The sequence below is a fragment of the Bacillus sp. B2-WWTP-C-10-Post-4 genome, assembly GCF_009183805.1.
Lineage (GTDB): Bacteria > Bacillota > Bacilli > Bacillales > Bacillaceae_G > Bacillus_A > Bacillus_A cereus.
On sequence record NZ_WEII01000054.1, the window covers coordinates 19,035 to 31,539 of the forward strand.

Below are 12,505 nucleotides of genomic sequence, written 5' to 3' on the forward strand. Positions count from 1 at the left end.
AAAAGCCTAATTTCTTCATATTAAATTGAGAAGTTAGGCTTTTTAATATTGAAATTTCTTTAACGCTGTAAATCCGCATTTTCTTGACACTAACCTATGCCCATCAAGCTAAAACCCTGAAGTTTCATTAACAGATTTTTCTTCTTACTACCATACAGAAATTGTCCCTTATCTCTTGCTAGTACTTTTTCTATGCATAATATTATACACACATTATAATAGTCACCTAATTACATATGAAGAGGTGCAAAAAATAAATAAGACAGAATTAACAAAAGTAGTAGCAGAAAAAAAGGAACTTATACAAAAGGATCCAGTTGCAGCAACACAAACTGTTTTAGATACAATAACAAGTGCGCTAGCAAATGGAGAAAAAGTACAAATTCTTGGTTTTGGTACATTTGAAGTACGTGAACGATCTGCACGTACAGGACGTAACCCACAAACTGGTGAAGAAATGCAAATCGCCGCTTCAAAGGCATCTGCTTTTAAAGCTGGAAAAGAATTAAAAGAAGCAGTGAAATAATCATACATAATCAAAAGGGTTTGATATTCATATCAGCCCTTTTTTAATAGCCTTGTGGGGATATCGCCACATGCCCATCAACTTAAGAAGGAAAATAAAGTTAACTTTCGTTCATATGAACGAAAAAAACTTAAAATATTTTGTGTCCTTAAAAATGAACATACCAAATAAACCTAGATAGGTATCATTTTTAAAAATTATGCTGCTTTCTTTTGTTTTCCAAGCCTACTATACTCATAGACAACACCCATAATATCAAAGACTGTCTTTTTCTCATATCTATGAGATTTCCGTCCATTCTTCTCTAGGAGGTGGAATAGGCGGATTAGAATCTTTGTCATTTCTATGGTGCTTTGTCGTATAGCTTGATACAACAGGTGTAAATGATCTTGAATTATTCCAATCGCTTTATATTCGCTTAATTCTCTTTTCTTCTTTTTTAAAAGAAGTTGACGCATTTTAAACATAGTAGAGGAGCACAGGAAGATAGCGATTAGCTTTCCATATAATTGGCACTCTAATCGTTCCTGTTTTACATGACGATAATGGTCTATTTTGAAAAGTGATTTCCACGTTTTAAAGATAATCTCTATTTGCCAACGTAAAGTATATAATTCATGTACCTGTTCCATCGGAACCCATTCCCAAGGTATATTCGTCACGTACACGTTTAATCCAGCTACCAATTTACTTTTCTCTGAGTACGTTCTATTTTTAGATTTTTCTTTTTCCGCAATCTTCGCCCGTCTTTTTTGAAGTTGCTCTTCTGTTAATCGATTAAAAATAACACGTGCAAATAGTTGTTGTTTATCACCTATATAAGCATGTTTTAATTCAAATGTTTCTCCAGGCTGTAGTTGTTTCAAAATCTGTTTCATATCGACTTGTATGTATTCCGATTGTTTCTTAATGGCACCATTTTTAAAGTGTTCTGGAGCTGGATTTTTCACATATACATTCGTATTTAATTTTAAACGAGAAATATAGTATGTACCTCGTTGATCCATTTGATCTAAGTCTTCCAATGAAAAATAACCCAAATCACGAATACATAAATCTCCTGGTCGTAAAGTATTTAAGCACTCCGTGCCAAATGTTTTGTCGTTATTTTTTCCTGGTCCAACTTGAAAGTTAAGAAATTCTCCACTGTGCAGATCATATTCTAATTGAATTTTGATTCCGGCTGTTTGAGCACAGCCTCCAGAGCCTGGATATACATCCTCTAAAGCACTTGGCGCCTGAAATACGGTAGCATCTAGGATACGGATTCGTTGAAAATAAGAGAAGAGATGGTTAGAGATTTGTGTTTGTTCACATACTTTTTGTTGTAATAGTAAAGAAAAAATATGTTTTAAAAACAAAACTGCTTTAGCGTTTAAACGTTTATTTAAGCCCTCAGGGCTGAGTAAAGTACCAGTGGCTGCATGAAGCCTACTACATAATCGTACTAAGGGATCACTTGCTACTCGTTGACTGATCCAAATACAAATCGTAGCTAAGTCTGAGCCAGAAAACTTACGTTTTCGCTTTATAAATCCGATTTCTCTTGCGAGTTCGTCTAAAAATACAGGTGTAATATATCGTTGTAATTCTTCCACAAATGGTTGTAGTTCATCTTATATCGAGAGATTCATAAGAAAATGTCATCCTTTCTAATCTAGCTTCTTTAGAAAGAATAACGTTTTTGAGGCTTTTGAATAAAGTTTGTTAATGTATAATAAAAATTGATCGTTTGTAATAAGGTTTGGTTAAAATCCTATAATAAAAATTCGGAATTTTCACTCGGTTAAACTGACGGATGAAGGATAGTTAAAAGAGAATACATGAGAGGGTGTTTTATATGTTTTTTGTTCAAATGTCAGGTTTCCCTGGCTCTGGTAAGTCAACACTTGCTCGAAAAATCGCTAAGAGAACAGGAGCAGTTATTATTGACCACGATATTGTAAAAACCGCTTTATTACTTTCCATTGAGGAAGCTCCAATTGATGTAAAGCTTGCTGGTAAGATTTCATACAATATTGATTGGTCTTTAATTGAATTTCACTTATCAGAGGGACAGGCTGTAATATTTGATAGTCCTTGCTTGTATGAAGAAATGGTTGAAAAAGGAACAGATTTATCAAAAAAATATAATGTTAAATATAAATATATTGAATGTTACCTAGATGATAGTAATGAAATAAATTTCAGATTAAAAAACCGTGATAGAATGCTAAGCCAAATTAAAGAGATACAGTCTGAAGAATCTTTTAAATATACTATCAAGAATAGTAAAAAACCTTCTGAATATAAGTGTTTAGTTGTAGATACTAAACAGCCTTTAGAAAGTTACATTCGAGCAGTTATGAATTACATACATGAATAACATTCTCTTTACCCAGGTAAAGGGTGCTAATGCCCAATAACATATACTCCAAAATATTCATGTTTTTCAAAATTCAAATTCATTAATTTATCAATGGTTATTAGCACATGATTGATAAAAATTTATTTTAAAGAAACAGATTTTTGGTACTTGGGGGTATTAAAATCTCTTAAGTTGATGGGCATGGGATATCGCCAGCATTTTGGAAAAAATCCACACTAAGAAAAAACTAGCTCCTACAAGAGAGGCTAATTTACATAAAATTCGTTAATGGTAGTCAATGTATCTGTAAGTCTATAGTTATTCGTTTCTGAAATCGTATGTATCCTCAGGAACATTTAACGTATGTCCGTTAATGATTACTGTATTATTGTCTTTCCATACAATCTTTTCCGTATCTTCTCGGTAATTCCAATACACATTCTTTGTCTTGAAATATTCACGATGATTAAATACTAACTCTCCCCTAACAGCAAAACTTGTTGTTGCTCCGCCATTTGTTACATAAGCTTTAAATGTATATGTTCCGTCAGGAGATTGTTTTTCAGCAATCTTTTCACCTGTAGGTAGTCGATCCATACTGAAGAATGTCCAATAAACTCCGTATACGAACAAACCAGCTATACAAAATAATATAATTAACACTTTTTGTTTGGTTTTCTTAATTTCTTTCTCTGTAAAATTCATGTTTTAGCTCCTATTAATGATTTTTATAGCAAACCACTTCTGTTTGGAGGTAAGGTCAATCTTTGTTTTGTTTTTCTAACAGTTGAATAACCCTATCTAATTTTTGCTCAACTTGATTTTGTTTCTTTTGATTACTGTTACGCTGAATTACACGTATAATTCCTCCAAATAGTGCACCAATGATTATTGCAATAATGATGCAAGAAATAGTCGTTTCTAAAGGCATTATTTAGAACCCCCTTTTTTCCTTATTGTACCATTTAGAAGAACTAATATGTTTTGTAATTTGATTTGTATATTGTATACAAGTTAAGTTAACATAACGTCCTATTATCGGTAGCAAAGAAAAAGGCGAACCCCTACTTTCAAGAGGAATTCACCTTTTTCTATACCCTATTCATATTTTTATACACTTCTATCATGGTGCGGTTTTCAGGTTCTCCTTTGTTACTAAATGAGCCGAAAAAATGTATAAAATCTTGCATGCTCTTAGCATGGTTTTTTCCGAAATGCTGGCGGTACCCCATCACCATCAAGTTAAAATTTTATAATGCCCTCAAAACGAAAAATTAGAGTCTTTTATAGCAATGAATTTCATTTTTATCGTTTTGGGGGCAACCTGTGCTGTTAGGTTGATGGATGTGTGGTGCGACCCCATTTATAAATCACTTCAATAACGCATGAGAATGGCTATTATTTAGACTACAAGTTTCCTTAGGAGCACATCATTATCAATCTAAGATTTTTTACTATCAATTTAAATTTATGAAAAATATGTATTCATAAAAATTTATTTTTGTTTTAATCATAATTTCTATTGTTTTAGTAAAACATAGAATTGATATGAAAAAGGAGGAATAATATATGCAATTAGCTACACATGAATTACGTGATTTAAGTGAATTAATTGCTGGTTGTTACAATACAATTAATACGATGAGTACATACATTCAGCAGGCACAAGATCCCGAATTAAAACAATTATTGCAACAACATTTTCCATTACATGTGCAGGATTATAATTTAAAAGTTGAATTCGTACAGAGTCTAAGTGAACCAAATATTGAAAAATTTCAGCCATCTAAGTTAACACCTGTACTATCTTCTTACTTAAGAACACCTGTTGAAGAATTGCCGCCTGTTACTCCGGATGTAAGCGGAGCACCACCTAATGACCGAGCAATTGCAACTGGATACTTATTAAATCAAAAGTCAGCAGCTTTAAATTATGCTGGTTCTGTATTAGAATGCGCAAACCCTAACTTAAGAACATTCTTAGAAAATGCATTCTTAAATAGTGGTAGACATGCATACGATGTATGGCAATATATGGTCAAAAAAGGGTATTATCCATTATCTACAGCTCCAGAATCAGAAGTGCAAACTTTAGCTACTATATATCAACCTGTTAATCAATCTTTTTAACCATACAATTAACTCTGAATGCATGTAATTCACTTTAAAAACTGTTAAGAATCTTGATTTGAAATAAAAAAGAGGAAACGCAATTAGAAACCGCTAGTTTTTTTACTTAGTAATTTTTCATTTCAAATGGTCTGTTAGTGACCCCTGTTAGTGGTCATCATACATGCCCATCAACTTAAGGATTTTATAACACCCCAAAACGAAAAAATTGTCTGCTTTCTATTGGTTAATGAGGAAAAGTGGAAAAACGTTAGTTAAAAAAACGCAAGCCTCTTTTGATTAGGGGTTTGCGTTTTTTATCATATACTTTATTTTTTCTCTTCACGAGCTAAGTCGATTACAATATCCTTTTTATATAAATCTATTGCCTTCAGTTAACATAACCATCTTATCAGTATTCAACAATGGATAAAATTTACATTCCGGGAGAAGTTGTATTTTCTTAGCTTGATAGCGATGTGATGCTACCCCTAAGTCTTCCATCTTAAAAATAATTAGGATAGGATTTTTTGATAAATACGTGTATTCGATTTGATACGTGAGATATAATAAGCCTTTTGATCTTGTAAATGTTGAAAATCTTTCAAATGAAAATAGCCTAAATCTCAGATAGATAAATCATTCGCTATTACAGTTGGGACACACAGGGAACCGTAGGTTCGATCATGTTGTTTACCTGGTCCTGTATGAATATGAAGGAATTGTCCACTTAATAAATCATACTCAAGTTGAATCTAAAATACGAATACATTTGAAATTAGAAGTATATGGAGAAGAAATCGGCATAGATGAGGCTAATTTTTGGTTTAGTAGTTCAGCTAATATATGTTGTAAAAATTGAACGGCTGATTTATTAAACCTTTGATTCAGTCCTTCCGGACTGATGAGTACTTCTGTGGATGCTTCTAAACAGCTAGATAACTGGGCTAAAGAGGTTGTAGCGATATTTTGACTCATCCATATACATAAAGCGACTAAATCTATTGCTTGGTATTTACTGGTTCGTTGTACGAAACCAACATCTCTAGCAAGATCCCGTAAGGTATTTGGAGATAAAAAACTTTGAATCTCTTGAGCAAATAGTTGTAATTCATCAGATACAGAAATAGACATACAAAAACGCCATCCTTTCCTATGATTCTACAGAAAGAATAGCGTATTTTTTCATTTTAGGGGGGATTTTGTTGAATTAGATTGATAGCGATTGGTGGTACCCCTTATAGGATAATAGAAGTTTGCATTTTCAATTTTTTCACACTCTATTAACAAGGCAGTTATAGCATCCTGGTTTAGCGTTAAGAATGTGAATATATTCTACTTCTTTATTATCAAAAATTTCATCTATATTTTCTCTTAAATTTACACCTTCTGTAACCCTTGCTTCTACAATCATTGAGTCAGCATTGTAGCCGCGTACAGATAGATACCTATGATGTAACATATGCGGAATTTCATTTACATCTAGCTTAGCAGTAGTTGCTCCCTTTCGTATAAATATAGGACCACTTGCTTTATAAGGCGAATTAGCACTATGATATTGGTAATTCAGTAAAATTACCTCTTCTCCTACCTCTGCATCCTTCAAACTTATCCTGCAAGGATATCCAGGATTTTTATTTGCTATTATTTTGACTGCCCCGATACTTTTTAATACTTCTTCATTCATTAGAAATAGGTTATTAAACTCCTTCTCTTGTAACGCAACGATTTGAAAGTTATTTCTCATATTCTATCCCTCCTTAATTAGTTGTTATAAAGCATTTCACTAATGATGCTACCACTAAAGTTCATAAAACTTGTTCAATAATCCTGCCCGTTTGTTGAGGATTGAATTAAAAAGCTTACAATTCTATAACAGAGAAAAAATGGCTTATTATTGTTCAATACAAAGTTGTTTACTTTTAATCAATCAGTAATGATTTATCAAAAAATACGATGAGTACAAAGCACTCTTGTTAATTCATGCTATCTTTTGTTAAAGAACGTGAATTCAGTCAAGTTCTTGGTTTACGGTATTTCCACTATGGAAAGCACGGAATTGACTCGGTGAAAATCCTGTATTTCTTTTAAATGCATTATAAAAGCTAGATACACTTTGATAGCCTGTTTGATAACCAATCTCTGTACTATTAAAGACCGTTGTCAAGAGAAGTTCCTTTGCTTTCTTAACTCTGATCCTTTCTAAATATATTCGAGGAGTATACCCTGTTCTTTCTTTGAAAATCCGATTTAAATGAAAACGACTAACTCCTACCCTTGATGCAATTTCATTTAAAGACATGTTTTGAACATAATTATTTTTTATCAATCGCATAGTATCTTCCAAAACGCATTCGAACGGGTCGTATATTTTTATATTTAGATCTGATCGGCATCTTTTGCATGGGCGATAGCCTGCCCTTTGAGCTTCGTGCGCATTTGAAAAAAAGGATACATTTTCATAATTAGGAACCTTAGACTTGCAAGAAGGCCGGCAGAAAATTCCAGTTGTCTTGACTGCGTAAAAGAATATCCCGTCATACGCTGAATCACATGATACTGTTGCTTTCCACATGGTATCTCTGGAAAGGTTATTTTGATCCTTCATTAGAATTTAATCCTCCCTTGTAGGCGAAAATCTTATTACTCAAAATCATATAAATCGCATATATAGCCACGACAATTAACGGAACAAATATATACAATTGAAAAAATGGAATCACCAGCAAACATAAAATGAAAGAGATTAACGATGCCCACCATGCCCGTGTGTTCTTCCTAAATAATTTAACGCCTGCTGCCATTGAAAGAACATAAACTAGAATCCCAAGAGAAGTCGGTATAAACAAAATATCATCAAACGTTAGTGACAAAGCTTTTGTCACTAACACACCTGCTACCGAAAAACAGATAACAAACAATACCATCTGTCTTGGAATTTGAGTAGTTGCATGCAGCCTTGAGAAAAATTTTGGGAAAGCACCATCTCTGCTTAATGAATATCCTAATTGCGTTAGGCTGGCTACAAAAGCATTCGCTGTCCCTGTACAAATAATTAAAGCTAAAACAGCTGTAACGACTTTGGCACCCCCGCCTACTGTATCTCCCATTATAACACCAATAGGAGACAGGTTGCTTTCTTGACTGCCATACGTGGCCGTTCCAATAGTGACAAGGCTTAGCGCTAAAAATAATAATCCAATGACAACTGCACTAATAACTGCTCCTTTGACAATATCTTTTTCTGGCCTTTTAAAGTGCTCAGCCAGATTACAAATCGCCTCCCAACCGAAAAATGACCAAAAGATAACCGTTATAGCGTTCCCGACAGAAAACCATCCATTTGGAACAAAGGGAGTAAAATTTCCCCATTGTATTCTTGGAAACGCCACAAATACAGCTGACGCTAAAAGAATCAGTAATAAGGAACTTAAAATCAATGCAACTTTACCACTAACATTTACGCCGTAATAATTGGAAACACCTGCAATTACCAAAATAAAGACGGCAATTAAAATTGTTTCAAAATGCGAAAATCCAAATGCCTGACTGACGTAAAAAGCACCAGTTAAAGATACAATCGTTTGACCAACTGCTGCTGTTACAAAGTAAAACCACCCAACGATATTGCCAAGATGATATCCAAAAGAATTTCTAACAAAGGTTGCTGCTCCACCGGAATCAGGATATATCCGTGCCAAACTAGCAAAGGAATAAGCAAGCGGAAAACTAATTATAATAACGATAAACCAGGATACAATAGATGCAGGGCCCGCTATTGAGGCCGTTACCCCCGATAAAAAAAGGACACCTGATCCTAGAATAGCTGAAATGTATAACGCAATTCCTTGAAATAATCCAATGGCTTTATTGTTCATGATCTCCCCCCTTTATAGGATTTAGTGTACTAGTAAAAGGGGGGGAATTCTTCTTGTTTTTTGCGGTTTAATTCGTTTAATAAAACAATCAAAAGCATTTTTATTATATTTCTTCTTCAACAATCTGGCCCGATTGTTGAAGAAAGTAGCCTGTTCCAATAAAGAACTTTATTGTTCAGTAAACAACTTGTCATGAAACCATAAAACGAACCGAAATTTTTCTTAAGAGTAGAAAATTCGGCTCGCTTTATGTTGGAATTTGCTTAGCGTATATTTTCGTTAAAATGTGGGCGGGATCCCATGCCCATCAACTTAAAATTTTAAGGTATCCCCAAAACGAAAAAATGAGCTTTTTTATTACAAATTAGCACAAAATCTTGTTCTGGGGGTAGTTGTATTTTCTTAGCTTGATAGCGATGGGGTGGTACCCCTAATAAGAGAAGATAATGTGCTCATCACCCTTGATTGGGCTTTAAAAAAGTAGCATGTTTGTCCCAACCGAATTGAATTTTCCATTCTTCTTCGAATCCACTCTCAGTAACTTTATTCTTACGTAGTTCTTTCGTCGTATCTTCTTGATATTTAACGAACATTAATTGCTGTGCCCTGATAATAGCCGTATATTGAATCGTTATGTTTTCCCATAATATATCAATCGGATTCTTATCTATGATCTCAGCAGCTAAATCAGCTACATCTTCTGGAAAATATTTATGGAAGAAACCATGTGTTACAGCATTGTATGTAAAACTATAGCCTTCTCTAATTTCTGTGGCTCAATGTGTTGTTTAACTAATTCCACCCCCAATAACTTTGTTGATTAAATGACCGACAACAATTGTTTGTTCTTGTTTATTTAGTTTCATCTTTATTTCACCTGCACTTCTAGAAAATTCACATGAGTCTTTAAATTTCCTACTTCACGCGATAAATTATTGATCTGCTCTTGTTGTTCCGCAACTGTTTTAATTAGCTCATCAATTCTTTACACTAATACCGCACATTGATTCTCCATTCTTCAGCCTCCTCCGAAATTACTCTAATTTAGTATTGAAATTCTCTAAAACTCGATGTATTATATTTTTGTGTTTTTCTCAGTTCCCAAGCCGAGAATACATCATCACTTCTGAAAGGACCCGAACTCCAACGGGTTCTTTTTATTTACTTGAACTCATTTTCGAATTATTGTATTATATTTTCGGGTCTTGCTCCATAAATCATTATCAGGAGAATCTGCAGGTTTGCAGGTTCTCTTTGTAAAATAAAAAACATCCATTATATGAACACTTCATGTTATTATGATTAAATTGTTTTAATTCAGTTTGATATGCAGGTGAAACGAATGGAAAATAAAATTTATGTATATTAAAATTATACTAAGTTTAACTAATAAGCATCCAAGTTTCTTTGATTAATCACTACATTTTCTTTAGAGCTATATCCACATATAAAAAGACACTATACAGTGTCTTTTTATATGCTTTGTTCCTTTAATCAATAGTAGTTTCCTAATGTAGATAGGCTCCCGTAGATTTCATAAACGCCCTCCTCTATATATTAAGGGGCACTACCTTATGGTAATTATATATATATTTGTAATATTCTGCATATTTTTTATAAACTACCTAAATATTTACAATTATCAGAAGAGTGTTATATTGATAGTAATCTATTAAACATTAAAAGTTTAATAGCAAAAAATAAAGGGGGATATAAATTATGATGAAATCTAAAATCAAGAAAGCTATAGGAGGGATTGCTTTAGCAACTGCTTTAGTTACATCCGCATTACCTGTCAGCGCAGCTACTGAATATGTATGGGTTAGAGATGCATATCCAGGATATGATAATTATGTTTTTGATAGCGCAAAGCAACGAGTTCAAATTTGGTCTGGAAATAATTATTTTTATGTAGATTGTGATTTTGTTGAATATGGTAAATGTTTTGTGAAAAGATAAATAGAAATTAAGAAAATGCCAACTTTTTTGGCATTTTCTTAATTTCTATTTGTATTATGTGGGTCACCATACATGCCCATCAGCTTAAGAAAAATAAACGCCCTAAAACGAAAAAAATGAGCTAACTTCTCAAAGTAACTGCCTGTAGAGAAAAGAAATTTTCGTTTAGGGGGTACTTCAAAACCTTAGCTTGATAGCGATGTGAAGGTACCCCCAAACGAAAAATTTACTTATCTGCATCAGCTCAGTTTATACACCTAGCGGTTTATTCTTTGATAGTTTTTGTACTTCTGTTTGAATATAAATAAAGTACGTCCCACTTATCCAAAAACACCCCTGATTTCCATTATGTATAGGAAATTAAGGGCATTTTCCAGTATATAAAACTTCAACATTAATAATAAGTCTTCTTTTAAAATATAGATGGTTAAACAGATGAAAAACTTCGATTGTTATATTTTCCCTTATTCCTTAAATAAAGGTGCTACTTTATCAATTTGATTTGTCCAAATTCCACCTGTATAATCGTCAGGAAGGCGTTTTATATCTTCAGATGAGTCAAATCCACTTGAAAATCCAAACCCATTTCCTCCTACAACGATAACTCGAGTATCTGCTTTATCCATTCGATTAAGAAAACGATTTGGCCATCCCCAAAGCCAAGGAGCTACTTTGTCTGGTATATGTAACTCTCCATGCTTCAGGCTTGAAGGTATGTAGCCAGTCCACCCTAATACCATATAAGTAATAAGATCTTTTTTCATGGTCGCTTTTGACATTGTTCGTAAACTAGGGATGCGCTCTTTTATCGCAGCAATTGGTTTATCGCCACCATATATAGTTAGTTGATCAAGGCGTTTCGCTGGTAATTTCTTAAGGTGAGCAGCCAATTGGATTCCTTCATTTTTATCATCACTTTTAATATGAATAAGAAAAGAACGATCTGGAAAATGGTTAAGTACTTCATCAAGTGTTGGCATAAGATTAATTCCTTTACCACGAAACGGGAATGTTTTACCTCCATCAGCTGTATAACCGTAACCAATATCAAGTGCTTGTAATTCTTTTGTTGTAAAATCTCTTGTAACGCCTTTACCATTAGTACGGCAATCAAGCGTCCAGTCATGAAAAATAACAAAATTATTATCTTTAGTTGGTTGAACATCAAACTCTACTAGATCAGCTCCAGCTTTAAATGCCGCTTCCATAGATGGGATTGTATTTTCTAAATAAGAATGTTCAGGTTTATTTATACGTTCTGCTGTACATGTATCGCTCTCAATCTCTTCCATGCTAAATGTTTGCGAAAGTCCTCGGTGAGCAAGAAGAAGAGGAGTTCCATCGTCCCTCTTAGCAAAAAAAGAACTGTTATTCACATAAACAAATACGAATAGGATAAGGATTATCCAAGTCGTTTTACGTTTCAATAACCTTTTTAGTTTGTTCATTGTATGCTCCTCTTAAATTTTGGTTGAAATGCCTTAAACAATTTTCAGCATTTAAATACTGATAAATATTAAAGCCTATCTTATTTTTTCGCAATGGATATAATTGTTAATTAAAGGCTGGTACTATGATATAAAACGGGGGCAATAGAAATCAATTCAATAACCACTCAACCTTCAATAAGAGTAGTTTTGAAAGATTTCTATGAGAATTTAATATAAATGGGTATTTGTAATATCC

Annotated in this window: 11 protein-coding genes and 2 pseudogenes; 4 read left to right on the plus strand and 9 right to left on the minus strand. The window is 33.4% G+C overall.

Going from position 1 to position 12,505, the window contains the following annotated elements; genetic code table 11:
• Nucleotides 1-253: 253 nt before the first annotated feature.
• Nucleotides 254-526, plus strand: coding sequence for an HU family DNA-binding protein (locus GBN78_RS19455; protein WP_130067920.1), 273 nt, complete (start codon nt 254-256; stop codon nt 524-526).
• A gap of 197 nt (nt 527-723) precedes the next feature.
• Here GBN78_RS19455 and GBN78_RS19460 read toward each other — a convergent pair whose 3' ends face one another.
• The gene (locus tag GBN78_RS19460; RefSeq protein ID WP_226798487.1) at nt 724-2,124 is read right to left on the minus strand and encodes an IS4 family transposase; all 1,401 of its coding nucleotides are present in this window, start codon (nt 2,122-2,124) and stop codon (nt 724-726) included.
• A 242-nt stretch (nt 2,125-2,366) separates the two neighbouring features.
• Here GBN78_RS19460 and GBN78_RS19465 point away from each other — a divergent pair, with 242 nt between their 5' ends.
• Nucleotides 2,367-2,891, plus strand: coding sequence for a P-loop nucleotide/nucleoside kinase family protein (locus GBN78_RS19465; RefSeq protein ID WP_086391776.1), 525 nt, complete (start codon nt 2,367-2,369; stop codon nt 2,889-2,891).
• A gap of 300 nt (nt 2,892-3,191) precedes the next feature.
• Here the strand turns inward: GBN78_RS19465 and GBN78_RS19470 are convergent, their stop codons facing one another.
• Both GBN78_RS19470 and GBN78_RS19475 read right to left on the minus strand, forming a co-directional pair.
• Nucleotides 3,192-3,578: a DUF5412 domain-containing protein gene (locus GBN78_RS19470; RefSeq protein WP_152127622.1), complete on the minus strand. Its 387-nt coding sequence runs from the start codon at nt 3,576-3,578 to the stop codon at nt 3,192-3,194.
• A gap of 55 nt (nt 3,579-3,633) precedes the next feature.
• Complete coding sequence (locus tag GBN78_RS19475; protein WP_130067908.1) at nt 3,634-3,804, minus strand: DUF4083 family protein; 171 nt, start codon at nt 3,802-3,804, stop codon at nt 3,634-3,636.
• A gap of 638 nt (nt 3,805-4,442) precedes the next feature.
• Here GBN78_RS19475 and GBN78_RS19480 point away from each other — a divergent pair.
• On the plus strand, nt 4,443-5,003 hold the full coding sequence (locus GBN78_RS19480; RefSeq protein ID WP_001175194.1) for a spore coat protein: 561 nt from the start codon (nt 4,443-4,445) through the stop codon (nt 5,001-5,003).
• Between the two features lie 506 nt (nt 5,004-5,509).
• Here the strand turns inward: GBN78_RS19480 and GBN78_RS19485 are convergent.
• The 5 genes and pseudogenes from GBN78_RS19485 to GBN78_RS19505 all read right to left on the minus strand — a co-directional run.
• A pseudogene (locus GBN78_RS19485) lies at nt 5,510-6,116 on the minus strand (transposase); the annotation flags it as partial.
• A 139-nt stretch (nt 6,117-6,255) separates the two neighbouring features.
• Nucleotides 6,256-6,729: a DUF1203 domain-containing protein gene (locus GBN78_RS19490; RefSeq protein ID WP_152127623.1), complete on the minus strand. Its 474-nt coding sequence runs from the start codon at nt 6,727-6,729 to the stop codon at nt 6,256-6,258.
• Nucleotides 6,730-6,993: 264 nt separating this feature from the next.
• Nucleotides 6,994-7,590 carry a bifunctional transcriptional activator/DNA repair enzyme AdaA gene (locus tag GBN78_RS19495; protein ID WP_000654819.1) on the minus strand — a complete coding sequence of 199 codons (597 nt, stop codon included), beginning with the start codon at nt 7,588-7,590 and terminating at the stop codon, nt 6,994-6,996.
• On the minus strand, nt 7,574-8,860 hold the full coding sequence (locus GBN78_RS19500; RefSeq protein WP_001060118.1) for an APC family permease: 1,287 nt from the start codon (nt 8,858-8,860) through the stop codon (nt 7,574-7,576). The genes GBN78_RS19495 and GBN78_RS19500 overlap by 17 nt, the downstream gene beginning before the upstream one ends.
• A gap of 432 nt (nt 8,861-9,292) precedes the next feature.
• Nucleotides 9,293-9,603 (minus strand): annotated as a pseudogene (locus GBN78_RS19505) (phage terminase small subunit); the annotation flags it as partial.
• 976 nt (nt 9,604-10,579) lie between these two features.
• On the opposite strand from GBN78_RS19505, the gene GBN78_RS19510 reads away from it, so the two are divergent.
• Complete coding sequence (locus GBN78_RS19510) at nt 10,580-10,819, plus strand: hypothetical protein (protein ID WP_000978065.1); 240 nt, start codon at nt 10,580-10,582, stop codon at nt 10,817-10,819.
• Between the two features lie 464 nt (nt 10,820-11,283).
• Here GBN78_RS19510 and GBN78_RS19515 read toward each other — a convergent pair whose 3' ends face one another.
• Nucleotides 11,284-12,267, minus strand: coding sequence for a glycerophosphodiester phosphodiesterase family protein (locus GBN78_RS19515; protein WP_152127624.1), 984 nt, complete (start codon nt 12,265-12,267; stop codon nt 11,284-11,286).
• Nucleotides 12,268-12,505: the final 238 nt, after the last annotated feature.